This window comes from Deinococcus koreensis, from assembly GCF_002901445.1.
Classification (GTDB): Bacteria; Deinococcota; Deinococci; order Deinococcales; family Deinococcaceae; genus Deinococcus; species Deinococcus koreensis.
In genome coordinates, this window is sequence record NZ_PPPD01000005.1 from 35,954 (window position 1) to 56,902 (window position 20,949).

At 64.3% G+C, this 20,949-nt stretch carries 15 protein-coding genes, 1 other RNA gene and 1 pseudogene; 13 read left to right on the forward strand and 4 right to left on the reverse strand.

Annotation, left to right across the window (positions count from 1 at the left end; translation table 11 throughout):
• Positions 1 to 588: 588 nt before the first annotated feature.
• A complete protein-coding gene (locus CVO96_RS20195) occupies positions 589 to 1,536 on the reverse strand; it encodes a tyrosine-type recombinase/integrase (protein ID WP_103314279.1) in 948 nt (315 codons plus the stop codon).
• Between the two features lie 95 nt (positions 1,537 to 1,631).
• Here CVO96_RS20195 and CVO96_RS20200 point away from each other — a divergent pair, with 95 nt between their 5' ends.
• The 4 genes from CVO96_RS20200 (at position 1,632) to CVO96_RS20215 (ending at position 3,781) form a co-directional block, all read left to right on the forward strand.
• A complete protein-coding gene (locus CVO96_RS20200; RefSeq protein ID WP_103314280.1) occupies positions 1,632 to 1,892 on the forward strand; it encodes an AbrB/MazE/SpoVT family DNA-binding domain-containing protein in 261 nt (86 codons plus the stop codon).
• A 25-nt stretch (positions 1,893 to 1,917) separates the two neighbouring features.
• Positions 1,918 to 2,313, forward strand: a complete 396-nt coding sequence (locus tag CVO96_RS20205; protein WP_103314281.1) for a type II toxin-antitoxin system VapC family toxin — start codon at positions 1,918 to 1,920, stop codon at positions 2,311 to 2,313.
• 567 nt (positions 2,314 to 2,880) lie between these two features.
• Positions 2,881 to 3,513, forward strand: a complete 633-nt coding sequence (locus CVO96_RS20210) for a ParA family protein (RefSeq protein ID WP_103314282.1) — start codon at positions 2,881 to 2,883, stop codon at positions 3,511 to 3,513.
• Complete coding sequence (locus tag CVO96_RS20215; RefSeq protein WP_103314283.1) at positions 3,503 to 3,781, forward strand: hypothetical protein; 279 nt, start codon at positions 3,503 to 3,505, stop codon at positions 3,779 to 3,781. Before CVO96_RS20210 ends, CVO96_RS20215 begins: the two co-directional genes overlap by 11 nt.
• A gap of 6 nt (positions 3,782 to 3,787) precedes the next feature.
• On the opposite strand, the gene CVO96_RS20220 is transcribed toward CVO96_RS20215, so the two are convergent.
• A complete protein-coding gene (locus CVO96_RS20220) occupies positions 3,788 to 4,405 on the reverse strand; it encodes a hypothetical protein (protein ID WP_103314284.1) in 618 nt (205 codons plus the stop codon).
• Between the two features lie 453 nt (positions 4,406 to 4,858).
• Here CVO96_RS20220 and CVO96_RS20900 point away from each other — a divergent pair, with 453 nt between their 5' ends.
• The gene (locus CVO96_RS20900; RefSeq protein ID WP_133161898.1) at positions 4,859 to 5,152 is read left to right on the forward strand and encodes a hypothetical protein; all 294 of its coding nucleotides are present in this window, start codon (positions 4,859 to 4,861) and stop codon (positions 5,150 to 5,152) included.
• A 704-nt stretch (positions 5,153 to 5,856) separates the two neighbouring features.
• On the opposite strand, the gene CVO96_RS20905 is transcribed toward CVO96_RS20900, so the two are convergent.
• A complete protein-coding gene (locus tag CVO96_RS20905) occupies positions 5,857 to 8,895 on the reverse strand; it encodes a MalT transcriptional regulator family protein (RefSeq protein ID WP_133161899.1) in 3,039 nt (1,012 codons plus the stop codon).
• Positions 8,896 to 8,960: 65 nt separating this feature from the next.
• On the opposite strand from CVO96_RS20905, the gene ssrA reads away from it, so the two are divergent.
• The 5 genes from ssrA to CVO96_RS20255 all read left to right on the forward strand — a co-directional run bounded on the left by ssrA (position 8,961) and on the right by CVO96_RS20255 (position 15,055).
• Positions 8,961 to 9,317, forward strand: a transfer-messenger RNA (tmRNA) gene (gene ssrA, locus CVO96_RS20235).
• Positions 9,318 to 9,868: 551 nt separating this feature from the next.
• On the forward strand, positions 9,869 to 10,249 hold the full coding sequence (locus CVO96_RS20240; RefSeq protein ID WP_133161900.1) for a hypothetical protein: 381 nt from the start codon (positions 9,869 to 9,871) through the stop codon (positions 10,247 to 10,249).
• A 772-nt stretch (positions 10,250 to 11,021) separates the two neighbouring features.
• Positions 11,022 to 12,815 carry a ParB/RepB/Spo0J family partition protein gene (locus tag CVO96_RS20245; protein WP_103314288.1) on the forward strand — a complete coding sequence of 598 codons (1,794 nt, stop codon included), beginning with the start codon at positions 11,022 to 11,024 and terminating at the stop codon, positions 12,813 to 12,815.
• Positions 12,816 to 13,084: 269 nt separating this feature from the next.
• Positions 13,085 to 14,080 carry a bifunctional DNA primase/polymerase gene (locus CVO96_RS20250; RefSeq protein ID WP_243398538.1) on the forward strand — a complete coding sequence of 332 codons (996 nt, stop codon included), beginning with the start codon at positions 13,085 to 13,087 and terminating at the stop codon, positions 14,078 to 14,080.
• A 561-nt stretch (positions 14,081 to 14,641) separates the two neighbouring features.
• On the forward strand, positions 14,642 to 15,055 hold the full coding sequence (locus tag CVO96_RS20255; RefSeq protein ID WP_207795395.1) for a hypothetical protein: 414 nt from the start codon (positions 14,642 to 14,644) through the stop codon (positions 15,053 to 15,055).
• 783 nt (positions 15,056 to 15,838) lie between these two features.
• On the opposite strand, the gene CVO96_RS20265 is transcribed toward CVO96_RS20255, so the two are convergent.
• Positions 15,839 to 17,004 (reverse strand): IS3 family transposase gene (locus CVO96_RS20265; RefSeq protein WP_103314291.1). Its coding sequence is split into 2 segments (ribosomal slippage): positions 15,839 to 16,734 and positions 16,734 to 17,004, totalling 1,167 coding nucleotides; the frame shifts between segments, so codons are not numbered across the junction.
• 266 nt (positions 17,005 to 17,270) lie between these two features.
• On the opposite strand from CVO96_RS20265, the gene CVO96_RS20270 reads away from it, so the two are divergent.
• The 3 genes and pseudogenes from CVO96_RS20270 to CVO96_RS20280 all read left to right on the forward strand — a co-directional run.
• On the forward strand, positions 17,271 to 17,747 hold the full coding sequence (locus tag CVO96_RS20270; RefSeq protein ID WP_103314292.1) for a hypothetical protein: 477 nt from the start codon (positions 17,271 to 17,273) through the stop codon (positions 17,745 to 17,747).
• Between the two features lie 1,552 nt (positions 17,748 to 19,299).
• A complete protein-coding gene (locus tag CVO96_RS20275) occupies positions 19,300 to 20,214 on the forward strand; it encodes an ArdC family protein (protein WP_103314293.1) in 915 nt (304 codons plus the stop codon).
• A 79-nt stretch (positions 20,215 to 20,293) separates the two neighbouring features.
• Positions 20,294 to 20,935: pseudogene (locus tag CVO96_RS20280) on the forward strand (IS6 family transposase); the annotation flags it as partial.
• Between the last annotated feature and the right edge of the window lie 14 nt (positions 20,936 to 20,949).

Sequence of the window (20,949 nt, forward strand, 5' to 3'; positions counted from 1 at the left end):
GCTGGCCGCCCACTTGAAAACCCGCCTCCCACACCGACGCATGGATGCCCTGAAGCGACTGGCCGAAGTGCTTCTCGCGCTGCTCTAGGCGGAATCCACCCTCGCCACCGGAATTCTGAGGCCGCGAAGACTTTCTTGGTCAGCCTCCTCAGCAAGTACTTCGTGCCCAAGATCATTCACACTAATCAACTTCGGGGTTATGGGGCAGCGATCCGAGAGATCGCCTGCCTGGCTGAGGTTGACCGTCAGTAGGTGATCTCCACAGCCCGGTGAAACAACTCCGTTCAAAATTTCACCATCCCACGCGGTGTCGGGAACGCCAGCATCAGGAAGTCAAGCAGCGTAGTCGGGCGCAAGAATTCCTGAACCCGCAGGCCCGAACCAGAAAACCTTCACCATCACACCAGAACCAGCGTTTCCGCGACGACCAGAAGCAGCAACCAGAGAAATGCCTTCCGGACGTGGACAACGGTCGTGGTGGAGATGAGCTGAATCTCAGGCCATCCCTGTACTCTGTCTGCCATCAGTCAAGTGAAGGCAACACAACCGTGCCAACCCCTGTTTGGCATTCGTAGGCGACCCTTTCCTTCAATGTCCCTTGAGAGAGAGTCCCAAGACGTCGCAGGGCGCGCTTTCAAGATTCTGATCCACGCCCAGGTAGACCTCAGTGGTCTGAATGCTGGCGTGGCCGAGCGAGAGCTGGATCTGGTCGATCGGCGCACCGCCTTTGTGTGCCAGCTTGGCGAACGTCCGGCGTAGATCGTGGGGAGCCAGCTGCAGCCCTTCCGGGGTCAGGTCGGCGCGGCCGACCTGCTGGCCATACTTCCGCACGATCAGGGCCACGGCCTCATGGGAGAGCTGCTGACGGGCCAGGACACGCGAACCACGCGGCGAGGTCGGGCGAAAGAGGTGGCCGCCGCTCAGCGCGGCCGCCGACGTCCAGGCGTCCACCGCCGCCTTGCACCACCCAGGCATCGGCACTGTCCGGGTGCGGCCGTGTTTGCCGATGAGATCGAGCACCACCCAGCGGCCCTCGCGTTGTTGAAGGTGGGTGAAGGTCAGGTTCACCAGCTCCGAACGCCGGAGGCCGCAGCCCAGCAGGACGGCCAGCAGCGCCCGATCCCGCAGGCCTCTGAGCGTTGAGGTGTCCGGGGCCAGCAGCAACTCCTGGGCCTGGGCCCGGCTGAGCCAGGCTCCCGTGCGCCGGCCCTGCTTCTTGACGCCCCTCACCCGGGCGATGCTCTCCGCTTCAAACGACGCAAGTTGTCCGTTATCGGCGGCCTCACGGACGAGCTTGCGGATGGCGGAGAGTCGGACATTCACGCTGGAGGACGACCGGCCCTGCTCCAGCAGCACTGCGACGTACCGCTGCACCACTGCTTTGGTCAGTGGGGGTCTCCCCTGTCCACCCCACCAGGTGAAGAAGTCACCCAAGGCCTTCTGGTAGGCGACCTTGGTCAGCGGGGAGGTCACGGAGTCGAGTACCAGTTGGATTGGGTCGATGTCGGTAGGGCCTGTCTGGGAGACGAGGGTCACTGGATCACTCCTTATCTTGGTCTAAGGACGATTATATGGAGTATAAACGACAGAGGCAAGTCTAGCGTGAGCGGCAACAATGCTAAACTTGCCGTATGACCACGACTGAGGCATTTTCGCTGGAAGTGAAGGAAAACGGGCGGGTGTTCCTTCCAGTGGCCTTCCGGCAGCGCTTGGGAGTGCAGTCCGGTGACCGCCTGATTGCCCGGGTGACCGAGGAGGGCAAAGCCGAACTGGTCACGGCTGGACATGCCCTGGCCGTCACACGCGGGATGTTCGCCCATCTGGTCACGGACGGCACCTCGCTCGCCGATGAGCTGATCCAGGAGCGGCGAGCCGAGGCGGGGCGGGAGTGAGCGTCGCCATCATGGGCGGGGAGCATTGACCGTCTTGGACGCCAGCGCCCTGCTGGCCTGGCTGCAGGGCGAGCCCGGCACCGGGCGCGTCGATGAGGCGCTGCGGCAGGGCGCGACCATCCATACCGTGAACTGGGCCGAGGTGCTCACGAAGCTGGCGAGCCGGGGCGCGCGGCCGGCCGACGTCACCCGGCAACTCAGCGAGCGGGGCGTCCTGGGCCAGCTCCTGACCGTGGACGCGGGCCAGCTCCAGGACGCTGAGGTGGTGGCCGAGCTGTATGCGGTCACGAGGGTCGCGGGGCTGTCGCTCGGCGACCGCTACTGCCTGGCCTTGGGTCAGCGCCTGAGTGTGCCGGTGCTCACCACCGACCGGGCCTGGGCGGCGCTGGCGCTGACCGTGACCGTCGAGCTGGCGCGGTAGGGAGGCCCTCCCCTGCTGCGGAACGCGGCGATGTACGGTGGCCGCCCGGGAGGGCTCACGAGGTCAGCCGCGTCCCCGGTCTACGGGTTGACGGGTTTCACGGATTACAGGTTTACCGGTAAAGAAGGAACCGTGCAGGCTCCGGGATCACCCTGGCAGCGTCCCCTGACAGGCCGTTGCTGCGCGTCCGCCGGTCGTTCGGTCGTGGATGCTCTGCTGATCGTCCGGCGGCCATAGGCCCACATGCCATCCGGGCTGCAAATACTGGTATACCCGAAAGACGGTTTACCGGTATATGGAGAAGCGTCCGTCTGGATGGGCTGGAGGACTGAAGGCCTTGCTGACGGCTGAACGCAGGGGAGGCGTGCCCCCAGACCTCCCGGACAAGATCACGTCACCGCCGTGTGGCATCCAGCAGTGCCCCGTCGGCTGCGAGCTGCCCGGCCCGGAGTGGGCTTGACCTGAGGGGGAACGCCCAGCAGGCGAAACCCGGCGCTGAACTTACCAGTTTACCGGTAAACCATCATGGTGGTTTACCGTTTCCCGGTTTACGGGTAGACTGGCCGCGTGAAGATCATCAGTGTGGCCTCCGAGAAGGGAGGGGTCGGCAAGAGCACCTCCGCTGTGACCCTCGCCGCGCATCTGGCCGGGCGGGGCCGCACCCTGCTGGTGGACGCCGACGAGCGGCTGCGCTCGGCGTGGACATGGACGACCAAACGGCCAGACTACGGCGGCTGGGGCTTCGAGGTGCAGCTCTACAGCGACTTCGTGGCGCAGGCCGATCCCGGGGCCGCGTTCGATTACGTGGTGCTGGACACCAAGGGGGGAGAGGGGGCGGGCGAGCTGGCCGCCCTGGCCCGCAACTCCTCGCTCCTGATCATCCCCACCAAACCCGACGGCGTCTCGGCCGACGGCCTGGTGGCCACCCTCCAGCCCTTGCTGGAGAAGGGCGTGACCAACTATCGGGTGCTGCTCACCGACGTGCCCCCCGCCCCCAATGCGGACGGCCTGGACATGCGCCTGGAACTGGACACCGCTGGAATCCCGCTGTTCGGTCACGCCATCCGGCATGCCGTGGCGGTCAGCAAGGCGGCGCGCGAGGGCCTCTGTGTCCGCGACGTCCGCGGCGACCGCTACGCCAAGCTGGTGTGGATGGATTACGAGCTGGTGTCACGCGAGGTGCTGAACCATGTCAAGTAAGTCCAGGGCGGACAGCCCCAAGTTCGGGTTGATGGATCGACTCAAGAAGCCGGAGGCGGCCGCCGATCAGCCGCCCGCAGCAGCGGCCGAATCGACGGGAGCGGGCGAGGTGAAGTTCACCTCCTACCTCGACGTCGACCTGAACCGGCGGCTTCAGATTCACGTGGCCACCAAGAAGGCCCAGAAGAAACCGGGCCAGGAACGCGTGAGCATCAAGAGTGAGCTGCATCAGGCGCTGGAGGAGTATCTGGAACGGCACCGTCAGTAAAACGACTCAGGCGGTGGCGGTCTGGAGGTCGTTCGTCACCTCGTCAGGGATGTAGCGGGTCACGCTGGACAGGGGCAACTCGGTGATGGTGACGGGGAGGCCGCTGACGGTCTGAGCCGAGATCAACACCGGATCGTGGTCTCCGGGCACGATATACACCTGGAGTCGTTGAATGGTGGGGGTCTGTTCTGACAGATGTTCAGCGATCATTCGCAGGGCACGGATGGTCAGTGACGGTCGTCCGACGAGCGCGACCAGTTCATCGTCTCGGCGGGCCAGCGCGAGGTTGCCGCGCCCCTTTTTGGTGTACTCCTCATAGGGTTCGACCCCGTACCCTGCCGCTCGCCAGACGCGGGCCTGGGCACGCAGGATGAGGCTTCCCATGACCGTGGAGCGGGCCGGAACATAGTTGTAGCGAAGGGCGAGGCCGTACGGTCTGAGGCCTTTGCCGGACAGCACATACACCTCAAAGCCTCTGAACTTGCGCCGGGCCAGGATGCCGAGCGTCGCCAGTTCCCGCACGAGGGTGGCGGGATATCGGGCCCGCACGTCTCCGGCCAGGGCAGGGCCCCACTGGAACATCTCGTCAATGAGCGCGCGGCGGAGATGATCGGGTTCCAGCACGCGATCAGCCTACACCACTGTCTGCAGGGGCAAGGGTTATACCGTGAGCACCGCACAGTGGGGGGGAAGGTGTGGTTTGTCAGTGAACTGGAGGGGCGCCCCGCTCAGCCCTCCGAGCTAAAGCGCAGAAGGCGAGCATTGCTGCCCGGCCGCTCGGTCATCGTGGGCAGGTCATAGCGCCGTAGAGCCCTGTCGAGCGCTATGGCAGGGGCAACACCAATTGTCTACAAGCCTGTCTTCGCCTGTCTATGCTCGTTAGGTAAAAGCTTAAGCGGCAGGTTCTCCTCTGAAATTTCTACGGTAGCTGAGGCCAGAGCAGTACGCAGCCAAGTGATTGTTTCCTGGTTGGCAAGGTTGTGTGCTTTCAAGATCACCGCATTGAGATCGTGTGGAACTTCCGGGGACATCGGGCAACCATAGCAATGATCAGAACATCTTGTGACCGCAGGTGTTTTGAAGCTGACCGAGCAGTTCCAGAGTAGGGCGGAGAGAGGGCAGGAATTGTCCAACGTACACCAAATCATCAGCGATACTCAGGAGGGCGCGTTCGTCGTCTCCAGTGAAGGTTGTCGGGGGTACTGCAAGGTATGCCAGGGCAAGCGCAGCCTGAGCCCGGTTCAAATCGCCCTGCACACACCATGCGGAGGCATGGGCGTAAAAATTGAGCCGGTATGGGAATTCTCGGGTGTGGTGTGCAGCCTGGTGATTCATGAGCATAGGCTGAAGGGAAGGTCTCAAAACTTCTGAAGACCCATCCGGAATCCCAGGAGTGAAAACGCCGGTTAAACTTCAAGTAATGAGTCCCGCGCAAACCTTAGTAGCCTCTGATGCCAGTGCCAAGGGAACGCGCGCTGCTTTCGGAGGAGTGCTGTCCTTTCCTGACGGGACACGTGTCGAGGTTTCTGGCCCTTTGCCACGGACTGATCACCAAGAGGTCACCGCAGCGCTGGCCACCCTGCGCTACTTACCCTCAGGGGTGGATGCTACGCTTCAAGTAGACGCGCAGGAGGATCTGCTGCGCGCCTCTTTGTGCATCACACATCCTGGGGTGACGGTCACGCGCATTCCCCGGAACAGCAGTTCCTTGCACGAGCGGGCTCACGACCTCGCGCGGGCTGCGTTGAAGGCCCAGGGGGCGGAGTCAGGCCCCGTTGTGGATGGGGGAGAGCCAAATGTTGCGGTGTACGTCCACCAGCGCATCGACCATCCAACCCCAAGGTACGCCGTGGCCTACTGGGGTGGGGACGAAGTGCAGGTTCAGACAGGCCAAGTCGAGGCGCAGCCGACCAAGGCCCTAACCTTGAAGCTGCTGCACGAAGAGGCCACGGCCCTTGCCCCAGTAGGCTACGTGGTAATACAGGCGCGCTACGCCACTCCCAAACACGCCCAGTCCACCTGGGTGGCCACCCGCGAACAACTGGCCGCCCTGCGAAGCGCGTGCGCGGCCGCCCTCAGTTCAGCGAGTGCAGGCGGCTGAGGGTCGTCACCTCTCCTGCCTTCAGGGCGTAAATGGCCTGCTCCGCAGCCCTCGAGAGTGCTGCTTCGCCCATGCGCCGGCCGAGCGTCATCACCCGCTCGAACGCTTCATGGGTCTGTGCCAAGTCCGCAGCTTTCACCAGCCAGGCCAGAGCGGTGTGTGGATCGCTGGATTCTGTCAACGTCGCGCCCTCGTGCAACACCTGTACGACGTGCTTGTGGATCACCTCGCGGTAATGGGTCACCCACTCGCTGGTGCTGTCTACGAAAAATGTTCCCCCGTACTGGCGCAACACTTCCCTTGGGTCGCTACTCTCCAGTATGGCAAGTGCGTCACAGCTGATGCGCACAGAGTCGTTGAACACCCATTCTGGGTTTCGGCGGCCCCGACTTGGCCGGATCAGGTCGGCCGCCAGCGGCATGTTCAAGAGCTTCGCCCCCTCACGGAATGCGCCGTTGAGAGTGCTCCGGGCAGTGTGACCGGACTGGCGGGCACGCTTGAGATCCGCGCCGCCCCAGACCTCGTCCGCCAGCTCGTCTTGCCGCGCCGTAGGGTGCAACACCCGGTACACCAGCGCCTCAACGGCGGACACGTGGCCCAGGCGGATTTCTTGGTCGTTTAAAGTCGCCTGCACGCGTCCCAGCGTCGTCAAGTGCAGGCGCAGCCGTGGTGCGGCATTGGCCGTTGAGGCGCATTGGTCGAGAAGGTGTTGAAACACGTCCGCAGACCACCCACGCTTGACGAACTCACGAAGGAGGGGTTCGAAGTGCGGGTGTACCATACGCACGTCGGCCACATCCTCGGGCCGCTCTCGCAAGGCCTCTGCCACTGTGCTGGCTTCCGAACGCCCCAGGCGACTTTCCCGGCGCAGAATTTCTGCCTTTAAAAGTTCGGCCAGAATATTTCTGGTGCTGTGAGTTTTCCAATCCTCATCGATGACTTCCTGGACAAAGGCCAGTGCATCGCGCAACCCCCCATCCACATAGGCCAAATAGGCTCTGATCAGCCTGATTTTTGTCCATGTGGTGACGTCCAGTTTAGATTTATCCTGGCCTGTCAGGATCTGAACGCGGTTGAAGGCCTTGACCGCCTCGGCCTGCTGGCCAGACAGCAATTCCGTGTAAAAAAAGTAGTCAAGGGTACTCAGCGCGGCGGTGGCGTTTTCCTGATGCAGCAGACCCTCGAACGCGTCCCTCGCCAGCTGAACGCCGTCACTCGTTCGACCCTGGACGTGACGGACGTGTGCGAGGGCGCGCTGGGTGATGGGGATGCCCAACGGGTAGCTTTTTTCACAAGACAGGAGGAAATCCTCTAGCACCTCGCCCGCCTCATCAACCCGCCCTTTGGCCACGTACAGCCGCGCCATCCTATCCACAATGGGCATCAGCCGGTTCGTGAGGCCGAGTTGTCGGGCCGCCTGGTACGCGCGCTCGTGGTCGCGCAACGCCAAGTCCCGTTCCTGCCTTTGCTCCAGAATGTAAGCCCGGACAGACAACGCGGCGATCTTCAAGCTTGCGTCCCCTACGGTCTCTGCGCGCCGGGTGGCCTCCGTGGCCGCTGCCAATCCTTCTTCGATCTGCCCGGCGCCGTGGAGGTAAATGGCTTTAAAGCGCAAGAGTTGGATGACTTCCCGCTGCTCCGTCGCCAGCGCCAAGCCGGCTTCGATGTGCTGGAGCATGGACGGCAGATCACCGGCCCGGTACGCGTCCAAGCCCAGCGTGAGGTGCGCCGTCGGAGTCGGGGCCAAGCGTACCTGCTCTTGGGCCAGGACGCGTCCCCGTTCCGTCTCGCCCGTCTCCAAGAATGCCAGCGCCAGGATGGAGCGCAGGGATGCGGTCAGACGGACGCTGGGCACTGGTTCCAGGGCTTCCCGGGCCAGGAGCCATTCCGCCGCTCGCGCCCAGCGGGGCACCAGTTCCTCAGCCAGACGCATGGCCAGATCCTCGCGTCCCGCCTGAACATAGTGGCGCACCGCGCTGTACGGCCATCCCTGGGCTTCCGCCTGCTGGCCCGCTTTCAGGTGCAGCGCCTGCCAAGCCGCTACATCATGTTTCAACTGCCCGGTTAACAACTCGAGCACGACGTCGTGAGGCGCAAATTTTCCTTCGCCCAGAGGAGTGAGAGGGAGGCCGGCGCGGAGCAGGTCATCCAGCCATCCCTGAGGCAGAACAACGCCCAGGGCGTTGGCATCCTCAGCGCTCCACGTATCGAGGACGGCCAGATGTGGAAGCGTTCGCACCAGTTGCGGGGGTAGGGTGCGAACCATGTCCTCAACGAGCGCGGTGGCCGAAACGGGCGTGGGCGACTGGTGCGTGTGCAGGGCCAGCATGCTCCCGGCCGGCCAGCCCTGATATTGCTCTTGCACAGTGGTGGACGTCTGCAGTTGTGCACCCAACTCCTGGGCCGCAGTCCTGGTGTCAACTGGGGAGAAGCGCAGGTCGCTTGCGGCCACCAACAGGCCTTCTCCACGAGCCAAGAAGGGTGCGGCGCTGAACGGGGAGGCGTCGTGTTGGGCCATAAAGAGCCGGTGGCCCTCGCCCAACTCAGTCAACAGGTGGGCGAGGGCAAGTGCCGCATCACTCCCCAACTGTTCGCCGCCGTCCAGAACGAATGTCAGGTCGGTGTCGTGGGCGTTCAGGTCGGCCGCGAGGGCCGCGATGAACTGTTCCCGGCTCAGGTCGAGTAGGCTCACCTGATCCCAGTGTTCCGTGCTGACTTCAGCGGCTGCGCTGGCTTGGGCCAGATCGGACAATAGGGCTTTAGGGTCGCGGTGCTCCCCGGTCAGGCGGAGCCAGACCACCGGGGTGGTCTGGTGTCTGGCCCATTGAGCCAGTGCCGTGGTCTTGCCATATCCAGACGGTGCGACAAAGAGGACGACCCTCGCAGCTCCTGCGCGGGCAATAAGACTGTGTACGTGAATGCGATCCACCTCGACCGGCAAAGCCGTTGGCACGACAAACCGGGTATGTGGACGCACGCGCCGTTGGCCCGATGAACCGGAGGGTGGAGACATGCCGCATTTTAGCCACATGCTGGCTTGATGGCATCGACCCTATGTGCTATCCTTTGTCACCCTTTGGGGACGCCCCGGTTTCGACGGTGTTCGTAGAAGGTGAAGCAGCGAGCCGAGGACGGTCGTTGGCCTCGTAAATCAACCGACCAAGCCTTTAACTGGCAACAACAGCGATTCTTTCGCACTGGCTGCTTAATCCCAGCCCAGCGATCGTAAAGCCCGGCCATTGGCGCTACGCGAGCTGACACAAAAGATGGCTAGCAGAAGAGGGTGCTTCGACCTCTAACGCGAAATTTAGGAGCTGGATTCAAAAGTAGCCTGTCCTTAGGCGACTGAGAGTCGAGATTTAAATTAAGGACTACGCTCGTAGACGCCCACCCAAGCAACATCGGACGAGGGTTCGACTCCCTCCGTCTCCACCATTCAGACGTCTTCTCCTTGGAGAAGACGTCTTTTCCTTTGTGCTTGTAGATCAATGTTCTATGATTCGATGTGGTGGATTTTAGAACTTTTGAGAGGCATGCTCCACACTCTTTTTGTGTAAGTTGACTTTTCAATGTTCTTGAAATCAGAGAGGGTTTGCATAATAGTTGATACCTATCAGTCTCATGATGGCCTGGTTCCCGTTGAAGATGGGGTTGTATTGGTATTCACCTATGCACCTTTATCTTGTAACGATGCTGTGAACCAGATCACTGATCAGCTGACGAATGTATTGGGCGAATTGACTCCCAGGCAGCGAGGTCGGGCGGTCGTAGAGTGCACAAGCGGCGAGCGTCGGCATTGGCTCCTGCTTCACATTAGTTCTGCGCAATTAACAAAAGAGCCACATTTGAAGGATGTACTCCATCAACAGCAGATTTTGCTTCATAGGTTTCGGGCCGCAAGATTAGAGTGCGAGGTGGCATCTTTAACTGCCTGTAACACTCTGCAACGCGAATTTCCCCAGCCCCACATTGAGGATCGCTGCGTGGTGGATCACCAGGGTCGCACGGTCGTCACCCTGACTATGCGCGAAAGCGGCGACGTGACCCAGCCGGGCATCACCCGCGAGCTGGTGGACTGGCTGTGCGCCCGGGGCAAGTTGGCGTACCTCATTCTGGATTTCCGCAACGAGGCCAACGGCCTGTCCCGCTTTGACCTGACGCTGGTGCTCACGGCCGACGACGAGACAGAGGGGCAGCACGCAGCCCGCGAGGTCGAGGACGTGATATTTGACAGCCTGGGCGCCCTCGCTAGGCGGGACGCGACACGCCGGGTCATGAGCACCCTGCACCGCTCGGCGCCGTTCGGCCGGGTCAGGGCCAAGCTGTTCGCCTGCGCCGCAAACATCGCTGACATGTTTCCGCTGTAAGGCGGGGCATCTTCAGACAGCACAGTTCAGTTCGCAAAGAAGAACAGGGATGGCTTGTCGGGATGACGGGCCACTTCTTGCAGTACGTGGGTCAGGGGGTGGGCGCACCCCGCGCGTGATGCGAGGGGATGCGGCTCCGGAGCGCGTGCGCCCCGGCGCTGGAGGGCCTACGGTAGCCCCCTCGGCGCGCGTGCGCGCCTTCCCCACCGCTGGAAGCGCACGTGCATCGAGAAACGATCCAGGGTGGCCAGACCTGCCGGCCCACGGAGGCCGGGAAAGGACAAGAACAGAGGAGCGCCCCCCGGCGCGCTGTTTTCATAGTTTCACCAACCGGGGCGCTCTTCGAGCTTAGCGTCGTGCTCGCTGCGGTCAAGGGAGGGAGCCTTGACCTCCACTGTGCGCGCCGCACAGGCGCTCACGCGCCGCCCCTCGCCGGGAAAATGTGGGGGGAAGGGCCAAAGGCAAAAGCGAAAAGACAAGGGCCAACAGCGGCCCTGGACATCCGCGAGCGGCATGCAGGGTGAGGCCGTTTCCGGGCCAGGACGGGCGCCGGAGGCGCGGCGCTTCTCAAGATGGAGAGACACGTGGGCGGGGCAAGTAGCGCGAGGGGCCGTCCCCGAGCGTGGGGCCAGCGGCGCGCGTGCCCCCGGACATACGTGGGTTTACCTGCTTACGGGTATACCTGCTTTTCTTGACAGCTAAGTAAGTTTGATATATACTTATGAGTGTAGGGGGCACCCTCCACACCCGCCCCCTGCATGGAGGAGCCAAGATGACCGCAGCCACCCCCCTGCCCGCCGACCCCACGCCCGCCCTGCGCCTTACGCCGCCCCAGGAGGCCCCCGCCGCCGACGTGGTGCGTGTGCCGTGGAACAGTCTGCGCCGCAGCGAGTTCAACCCCCGGCGCACCTTTGAGGACAAGCCACTGTTTGAGCTGGCCGTGGACATTTACCACAAGGGCCTCTTACAGAACCTCGTGGTGCGCCCGCACCCTACTGAGGACGGCGCGTATGAACTTGTGGCCGGGGAGCGCCGTTACCGCGCTGTGGGGCTGCTGGTCGAGGGCCTGGAACTCGTGGACGACCAGGGCGGCGAGAGCGCCATGCTCCAGGTGGCCGGGGACTACACGGTGCCTGTCCAGATTCGGCACCTGACCGATCAGGAGTTGATTGAACTCGCCATCACGGAAAACTCGCAGCGCGAGGACGTGACCCCCCTGGAGGAAGCGGACGGGTACGCACGGCTGACCGGGCTGGGCATGAAGCCAGATGAGATTGCCGCCCGCAGCGGCCACCCGTTGCGGCGCGTCGAGCAGCGCCTGACGCTGGCCTACGGCCTGGGCAAAGAGGGCCGCAAGCTGCTGACCGAGGACAACATCAACCTCGCGCAGGCCCAGGTGATCGCGCAGACCACGGGCGAACTCAAGCGGCATCTGGTGAAGCTGGTGCGCGAGAACCCCCGCCAGTACAGCGCCGAGCAGTTACGGAAGCTGACCACGGACGGGCGCGTGCTGGTGTCCAACGCTCTGCTCGATGTGGAGGCGTCGGGCCTCGCCGTGTGCGAGGACATGTGGGGCCTCATCCCGGCCTACTTCCGGGACACCGCCAAGGCCCAGGCGCTCCACCTTGAGGCCCTTGAGGCCCAGGCGCAGCACGACCGCGACAGCGGACAGTGGGCCTTTGTGGACGTGCTGCCGTGCAGCACCCACGGGAACGTGCGGAACCTGCCGTGGAGCACCTACCGCACCTCCGGCCCGAAAGAGTTGCAGGGCGTGGTCTACCTTCACAGCCCGAGCGGGGAGATGCACCGCCATGAGGGCGCGGTGCGCGAGGAAGCCGCCAAAGCCGCCGAGAAGGCCAGGCAGAGCCAGTGGCGTGCCCAGGCCCACGCAGAAGTGGCCGCGCAGCCGCCCGAGAACCGTCCGGTGCGGGACGCCGCCCACCGCATCGGCCAGGAGGCCCGTGCCCGTGTGCTGTGGGGGAGCCTCGCCACCGACCCCAAGCGGTGCCTTGCCCTCACCGTCCAGGGGCTGTTTGAGAGTGCGAGTGAGGTCAGGGTCAAGACGGAAACAGCCCCCAGCCTGAGCGCCCCCCTGCCGGAAGTCGTAACCCTGGTGCAGCGGTGGGCCGCCGAGCGCCCCGACCTGTTCCAGACGCACGAAGAGGGCACGATGGTGAATGGCCTCTACGGGACAGAATTCCACGCCGCCCTGATGGAGCTGAGCGAAGGCGATCTATTGAGCCTGCTCGCGTACCACATGCATGACTCGCTGCACCACTGGACGGCCTTCAGCGCCACGGCCCGCCCTGGGGAGCTGGCGGTGCATGTGGCCCAGCAGATCGGCGCGGACAAGCGGCTGGCGCAGGAGTGGACGGTGACGGCGGACTACCTGAGCGCGTACACCATCCCGCAGCTCACGGCCCTCATCGCCACGATGCCGGGGAAGGTGCAACCCGCCGCTGCGCCCAACAGTGGCAAGAAGGAGCTTGTGGGCCGCATCGTGGAAGTCGCCGGGGCGCTCCGTGAGGCCGGGTGGGTGCCGGACGTGGTGAAGTTCCAACGGTAACGCGCCTGGGGGCCAGTAAGCCCCCCAGGCTCTGAGTGCCCGCCAGAGTGGCCAGCTTGCTGAGCGGCGCGGATGGAGGCAGAACAGCGAAACGTGAACGTGTGCGAACTCTTCCGCAGGCTGAGGAGGAGATGAAGGGGGATGTGCCCCCCTTCGCTTGCTTTTGGCAGATGTTTTCTTGACTTATAACTATGTATTCCATATACTTATACCAAGGAGGAAGTCACATGCCGTATGCAACCGTTACCCAGTTCGGGCACCATACAGCCATGAGCCTCCCGCCCCACGATCTTTTGCGGACTGCCAGGCAGTACGTGGACGCGGGCCTGAGCGTCATCCCCGTGGGGGTCAGTGGCAGCTACGCCAAGCACCCGCACTACGACGCCCTCAAGAAGTCGGGGCACTGCTCCTGGGATGAGGGGCGCGGCAAGTGGGTGGCGACGTGGCTGGCGTTCCGGGAGCGCTTGCCGACGCAAGGTGAGCTGCACGCCTGGTTCATCCTGCACGGCGCGCAGGGTATGGCGCTGGTGACGGGCAGGGTCTCCGGCCTGATCGCCCTGGACTTCGATCAGGGGGCCGGGGTGGACACCATGCACCTGCTGGGCATCGAGCCGCATGTGCGGAGCGCCAGCGGCGGCTACCACGTCTATGTGAGGCATCCCGGCTGGCACGTGTCCACCACCAACAGCACCACCAAGCGCAGCCTGCCGCCCGGCGTGGACGTGCGGGGCGACGGCGGCCTGGTCGTGTTGCCTCCCACCGTGACCGACGCGGGCCGCTACGAGCGGTTGCCTGGCAAGAAACTCCTGAACCGGCTGACCATCCCTGAGACCGCCGAGCTGGCCGGTCAGCGCTACCGCGTGCGCGAGTTGCTGGGCCTGGCATGCGCGCCGGAGTGCCTGGAGGAAGCGCCGCGCGCGGCCGTGCGTGCCCCCGTGTTCAATGCGCCGGGTTCGGACGGTGGCGAGCAGCACCGGCGCGTGGACTACATGATGCTGATAGAGCGCGCCCAGAACCTCGCCGCGAACCGTGGCCGCAACGACGCTGGATTCTGGCTGGCGTGCCAACTGCGGGACAACGATTTTCCCCAGGACGAGGCCCTGGAGGTCGGGCCCTCCTGGCTCTCACTGCTGCCGGGCACGAACACCAAGGGCGCCAGGGAAGCCTACGTGCTGGCCCACTTTGAGGCCTCGGTGCGCAGCGCCTACCGCAAGGTTCCTGCGGGACGTGACTCGAAGCCGTGGGTGAAAGGCTACGGGCGCTGAACCGCTTTTCATGACTCATAAGTAAGTTATAAGTATACTTACAAGTGTAGGGGGCACCTTCCACACCCGCCCCCTGCACAAAGGAGCGGAACCATGTCCCTGACCCCAGCAGAACGCGGTGGGCGTGGCGGTCAACGAACCGCCTGGCGGCACGGCCAGATGCACATGGAGTGCACCCTGTCGCCAGGGTTTCCAGACCACTGTGGAGCGGCATTACGGACGCGACGTGCACGCTGACATGGCCGCCCTGTGCGGCTCTCCTGGGTGCCGGTGCCCAGGTGGCGTACGACCCGAACTTGGGTTGCCGGGTGGCCGCCGCCTGAATGACGAGTGGGCGGCCAGGGGCCGCCCACCGCTGAATCACCCTGCACCAGGTTTCCACACCCGCAAGATGCCCAGTTGGCCGCTGGGAAGGAGCATCCCAAAACCAGCGGCCATTCCTCGCACTTTAACACGCCCCTGCGCGTCAGGAAAGGATCCGCCATGATGCAGCCCGCTGGAATCTCCTCGCCAGCGCCACTTCCCAGCATGCACAAAGTCAAGTTCCCGCATACTCGGGGCATGTCCAAGACGTCCCTTGCTCTTCCGGAAGTCCTGAAGTCCTACCCCGCCCTGGACAAGCTGACCTATCTCTATGTCCGCGACCATCCCGGAATCATCCACGTGCAGGATATGGTCGACCACTATGGCCACCACTTTCAGACGATGGCCGCCAGTCTCCGACTGCTCCGGGCCAATGGCCTGGTCATCGCCACCAAGGAAGGTGGACTGGTGCCTGGCGAGGGGCGGGAAGCAGGCGCGTACCGTGTGGCGACGGCCGAGGAGCTGCAGCGCGCCCGGGTGTACGACCCGGCGATGAAGGCCAAGGGCAAGGCGGCGAGCGCCAGGGCGGGCCGTGAAGCCTCAAATGAGACCATAACCGCCAACTCGGCGCGCCATCAGAAAGGTCAGGGCGGCGGTGGAGAACATCAGTAACGGGTTGGCGAACTCGATGAGTGCTGGTGAAAGGCGGGAGACGTGATCGTGGCCCGTCCAGATTAGCTGGGCGGGCCAATCTCGGATCGCAGCGCGTCTCGGGCACAACATCGAGACTCACCAGACCCACCCAAACAGGCCGACGACTGCCTCAAGCAGGCGCTGGAGTGTGGTCGGCGATGCCAGGACGAGAGGGAATCCCGCAGGTGGCGTTCCTCAAGGTCTTACCAGTACTCCCCTTGCAGTAACTCTTGGAGGGAACTTTTGGGCGCCCAGCGCCAGACATCCTGTACCTCGCTCCATAGGGCCGAGGCGTTGGCGTCAGAGAGCTGGCCCCGCGCCATCTGCTCTGCCAGCAGCCCGGGGGTACCCACCACGGAAAGAGCACGGGGAGGGACATTTGGGAGGGCACCGCAGATCAGCGCCCGGAGCGTTCGGTATGCTCCCCGGTCATCCGTACAAACGCGGTAGCCCTGCTCGTAGGCCCAGAGCATGACCTCTTTCTCCCCGGCGTGAATGGGAGGCCGATCTTGAACTCCCAGGGCCACCAGCAGTTGAAGGGTGTCAGGGCTGAGGGCCGACAGGTCGGGACTGGGTAACACCCGAATGCCCCACCCTTCGTGCTCGTGCGGATACGCTTTGAACCTAGCCGAACGGAGCGCGGCGAGCGCTGGATCCTTCGACAAAGTGCGGGGATCGTGCTTAGTGACCCCGGTCAGCAACTCCTGATGCACCTGCTGTGGAATCAGCAGCTGGGGTTGCCTCGGTAACGCGTACTTGAAGTTACGCCACCGCGCGGTTTCCGCGCTGTTCGAATTCTACCGGCGTCAGATATCCCAGGGTCGAGTGACGCCGCTGGCGGTTGTAGAAGATTTCCAGGTACTCAAACACCTGACTGCGCCCCTCCTGGCGCGACATAAACACCGTGTCCATCATCAGTTCCCGCTTCAGGGTCGAGAAAAACGACTCCACCACGGCGTTGTCGAAGCAATCGCCTTTCCTCCCCATACTCGACTGCATTCCGCTCCTCTGCAGGGCCGCCTGGTACAGGCGGCTCGTGTATTGCGACCCCCGGTCGGAATGGTGAATCAGGTCCGCCGGTGGTGGTCGGCGGGCCACCGCCATGTTCAGGGCCGCCAGAGGCAGGTCGGTCGTGAGCCGTTCGCCCATCGTCCAGCCCACCACCAGTCGCGAGTGCAGATCCAGGATCACGGCTAAATAGAGCCATCCCTCTTTCGTCGGGAGAAACGAGATATCGGCGGCCCATACGGTGTTCGGCGTCGGTACGTCGAAGTTCCGATGCACGAGATCCTTCGCCACGGGGTGGGTTTCGTTCCGGGTGGTGGTGCGCTTGTGCTTCCGACGATCTTTGCCCTGCAGGCCAGCCGCAGACATCAGCCGGGCCACCCGCCGCCGGGAGCACGCCATGCCGTGCTCCCGCAACTCGGCATGCACCCGGGGCACGCCATACCGCCCTTTGGTTCGGGTGTGGATCTGCTGGATCTCCGTGCTCAGGACGTCGTCCTGAGCACGTCTGGGACTCATCGGCCTTCCTCGCCAGGTCGCATAGCCGCTTCTGGTCACGTCCAGCATCCGGCACATGACGTCCAGGCGGAACAAGGAGCGGTGCGCGTCGATGAATTCAAAACGCCTCACTTTTCTTTGGCGAAGAAGGCCACGGCTTTTTTCAACACATCACGTTCCTGACGGGCAATGTCCAGCTCGCGTTGCAGGCGTTTGATCTCTGCCTGCTCGGCGCTGAGGCTGGCCTTCCCGTGACCCGGGAAAGCTGATTGACCCTGCTGCTCGAATTCCTTGGCCCAGCGGTGAAGCGACGAGTCGCTGATGCCGAGATTGATCGAGACGCCGGTGAAGGTCTGGTCGGGCTCGTGGGCGAGCCGGACGGCCTCGAGCTTGAATTCTTTGGTGTACCGCTGGCGCTGTCCCATACTTCACCTCGCTGTCATTGTCGAGGCGTTTGTTCAGGTGCGCGAAATCGAGGTATCCCCACGGGGCAGGCCCTGCGGGGAACACACGCGCGCTGAACGATCCGTATAGGGAAGACGCTCCAAAGCTGATTCGATGTGCCCTAACCTAAATACCAGCAAACAGGTTTACCGTTTTACAGGCATGTCTTGACAGTTTAGTAAGTGCGTTATATACTTAAATCAATAGGGGACACCTTCCACACCCGCCCCCTACGAAGGAGCGAGGTATGACCAGCACGCAGCGCCACCCCCAACCCGGCCTGATCTACGAGTACACCTACACTGGCGAAAGTTACTTCCGGGCCACACTGAACGCTGACCTCACGGTGACGATGGTGAACGCCCAGACCTGCCGCACCGTCAAGGTAGGCGTCCTCAGCAGCCTGGGAACGTTGGAGATGTGGGCCAAGCGGTGCTTTGAGACCGCCAACGGCCAGGAGACTTATTGCACGCTGGGGCCGGTCGGCCTGCGCATTGCCCGCAGGTACGCCGAGAAGTGCGGTGCCCTGGGCCGCACACGCGCCGCCGCCTTTCACCGCCAGCTTGCGGGACGCGGCGTTCCCGGCACAGAGCATTACGCCGTGTGTGCGCGGGTGCTGGGCCGTGGAGTGCAGAGCCTGGCCACCCTCACGGAAGACGAGGCCCGCAAGGTCTGGGCCAGCGTACAAAGTGGCGAAGTCCACAAGCCTGCCCACGCCGCGTAACAGTGGCCCCGCTCCAAGCGGGCGGGGCCAGCCGCAAGGGGTGCCGACCACGCCCGGACGCGTCAACCTCACACACCCTGTTGAACTGCTCCACCGTGCGCGACCATGTCGGCGACACTGTGGCCGTGTTCCGCGCCAGCTGCTCAGCGCCGCGCAGGTCGGGCGGCTGCGCGGCGACCCGGTGTGACGGCGAGGCCCTGGCGCGGCACCCGGGCGCATCTGGAGGCTCAGCGCCCAGGTCTGCCTGCGCGCCGCCTGACGCCGACCCCCACCCCGTTTTTCTTTTTGCGAACCCTGGGGGAGCGGCCCCCTGACCGAGACGAGCCGTTCCAGCGTTCAGGTCTGGCGTGAGCAGGGACAGCGGCCCCAATCGATAACCAGCCTCAGGTTTCGTGGCACTGCCAGCATGCCGAGCATGAGCTGTGCACCACTCCGCATCTGATGCAGAAAGGGGGGCGCTGCAGCGGCGACGGCGCCCCGTAGTTTCTGGGCGTGGCGGCCCTGCTGAACTCCACGCTCCAGTGGGACGCCCGGCGGCGTGAGCGGCAGGCCGGTGCAGGCCAGGGGTGATCACGCGCGTCTGTTCGGCGTCGAGGTCGGGCTGTCTCGAAGTGCGCAAAAGAAAACAGCTGGGTCAGGCTGAGGTGGGCGGCGCGTATGGGGTGGATGGGCTCTGGCGTGGGCGCGCTGGTGCGGGTGGTGACCTTGCATGGCGCCAGGTGCAGGAGGAGCGGCGCGTCGCCGGTGTGTTGATGCAGGAGGGGCAGGTCTGCCCCTAAGTCCGGCCACAGGCCGGCCTACCCCCGGGGGCGGAGCCCCGCCCCCACGTGAACGGTCGCCGGGTGGGGGCGGTCGTTCCTGTAGGGCGCGGCAAGGTCGTGTGCGTTGCGAGCGACCGTTCACGGCCCCCACCCACAGGATGCAGACCCAGCGGCAGGGGGGCCAAGCAGGGTTGCGCGCGTCCGCGCGCCGCTTCCGGCAGAGCCGGGATTGCCGGAAGGCCACCGGCAAGAACCTAGGAGCGCCTGACGGCGCGCTGTGCCCAAGGCCGGACGCCGCCGCGACCCGGCCGGGCGGCCCGCTCGAACCGGGCCCCTGGCGGCTTTGCGCCCATCCTCGCGGGCTGAAAGATCAACAGATGAAGGAGCGCCCCCCGGCGCGCTGTTTTCATGGTTTCCCCAACCGGGGCGCTCTTCGAGCTTAGCGGCGTGCTCGCTGCGGTCAAGGGAGGGAGCCTTGACCTCCACTGCGCGCGCCGCTGAGGCGCTCACGCGCCGCCCCTCGCCGGGAAAATGTGTAGGGGAAGGGCAGAGGACAACAGCACGAAGGACAGGGGCGGCCCCGGACATCCGCGACCACTACCAGGGGGAGGCCGCTTCCTGCCCAGGAGGCGCGCCGGGGGCGCGGCGCTTCGCGCGTGCCCCCGGACATACGTAGGTTTACCTGTTTACGGGTTTACCAGCTTTCCTTGACAGTTAAGTAAGTTATAGATATACTTACAAGCGTAGGGAGCGCCTTCCACACCCGCCCCCTGCATAAAGGAGCGCCAGCCATGCCGTACAAGAAGCCCAGCACCCCCGAGGAAAAAGAAGCCGCCCGCGAGGCATCTCAGGCCGTCACGCAGGAACTCATGTCGCGCATTGACACGTGCGCCCTGCGCCTGGCCGAACAGCTGGGGGCCGGGGCCAGTGACGAGTTGCTGACCTTCATGCGCTTCTCTGCCCGCTTCCACACCTACAGCCTCAACAATCAGCTGCTGATCTGGCTGCAGGCCCCCGAGGCCGCCCATGTGGCCGGGTTCCAGGCGTGGAGGGGTCTGGGGCGCAGCGTCAGGAAGGGCGCGAAGGCCGTGCGCGTTCTCGCGCCCCTAGTGGTGCCCGATCACGAGGCCCCGCCCGTGAACGGCAGGCCCGCGCAAAGGATCGTGGGCTTCAAGTACAGCTCTATTTTTGCCGACTATGACACCGAAGGCGACCCGCTGCCCAGCGCCGCCTTCATGGTGGTGCAGGGGGGAGACGACGGAACATGCGCGCTGCTGCGTTCGCTCACCGCCGCGTGCCCGGTGCCCGTTCGGTGGGAGGACGGCGAGGGACGCGGGGCGCATGGCTGGACGGACGGCGGGCAGATCGTCCTGTGCCGTGAGAAGTGCGACCTGGAACCGGCGCACGCGCTGCGCGTGTTCTTCCATGAGTGGGCGCATGTCTCACTCCACTTCCAGGGCGCGGGCAAACGCGCCGAAGATCTGCCCGACCGCCAGACGCGCGAGCTGGAGGCCGACGCTGCCGCCTACGTGCTGAGCAGCTTTTACGGCGTCGAAACTACGGCCGCTGTGGCCGACTACATCACCACCTGGGGCGGCAACGCTGAGAAGTTGCACGCCAGCATGACCCGGATTGGGCGGGCCGTGTCGAGCATTTTGGGTGCCCTGAGATGCCAAGGTGAGCCCGTTGCTCGAGCCGCCGCCTGACCACCACTGGTTGCATCGGGGGTGGCCTGAATCTGGGGCCACTCCCGCCCCTGCGGACTGCTGCTCACCTCACCGAGTACACGGCTTCACGCTGAGCTCTCGGGACATCGAAGAATGGCTGCTGGAACGGAGCATCCGCGTCACCCGCGACTCCATCCGCACGTGGTGCAGCACGTTCAGCGACCACTTCGCTCACGGCCTGCGCCACCGGGAACCCCGACGGGGTTCCCGGTGGCACCTTGACGAGATGTGCGTGGACGCGGGCGGGGTCACCCACTGGTGGTGGCGAGCCGTGGACGAGCACGGGGACGTGCTCGACGTTCTCCTTCAGGAACACCGCGACACGGTGGCCGCCAGATCGTTCTTCCAGCGGCTGAGAGGGGAAGACGACGTGCCAGAGGTCATTCACACCGATAAGCTCTGGAGTTACGGCGCCGCTCTACGCGCACGTCCTGTGCTCCACAGCGTGGAGCACGTCCAGGTGATTTCCACAGCGCGCTGCAACAACCTGGTTGAGCAGTCTCACCGGCCCACCCGGCGGCAGGAACGTCAGCAGCGAGGCTTGCGTTCACGACGACGTGCGCAAAGCTTCCTCGACCTGCACGCCCGGATCACGAACCTCCACCACCCCGCCCGCTCCACTGTCCCCGCTCGCCATCGCTGTCACCAGCAACACACTGCGTTCAAGACGTGGCGGGTCGTGGTGCCGCACGTGGCCTGAACTTCAGGCCACGT

Excerpts from the sequence above, each read along its gene's own strand:
- CVO96_RS20905 (WP_133161899.1), bottom strand. The coding sequence starts at position 8,895 with ATGTCTCCACCCTCCGGTTCATCGGGCCAACGGCGCGTGCGTCCACAT.
- CVO96_RS20245 (WP_103314288.1), top strand. The coding sequence starts at position 11,022 with ATGACCGCAGCCACCCCCCTGCCCGCCGACCCCACGCCCGCCCTGCGC.
- CVO96_RS20200 (WP_103314280.1), top strand. The coding sequence starts at position 1,632 with ATGACCACGACTGAGGCATTTTCGCTGGAAGTGAAGGAAAACGGGCGG.
- CVO96_RS20250 (WP_243398538.1), top strand. The coding sequence starts at position 13,085 with ATGAGCCTCCCGCCCCACGATCTTTTGCGGACTGCCAGGCAGTACGTG.
- CVO96_RS20270 (WP_103314292.1), top strand. The coding sequence starts at position 17,271 with ATGACCAGCACGCAGCGCCACCCCCAACCCGGCCTGATCTACGAGTAC.
- CVO96_RS20215 (WP_103314283.1), top strand. The coding sequence starts at position 3,503 with ATGTCAAGTAAGTCCAGGGCGGACAGCCCCAAGTTCGGGTTGATGGAT.
- CVO96_RS20275 (WP_103314293.1), top strand. The coding sequence starts at position 19,300 with ATGCCGTACAAGAAGCCCAGCACCCCCGAGGAAAAAGAAGCCGCCCGC.
- CVO96_RS20255 (WP_207795395.1), top strand. The coding sequence starts at position 14,642 with ATGTCCAAGACGTCCCTTGCTCTTCCGGAAGTCCTGAAGTCCTACCCC.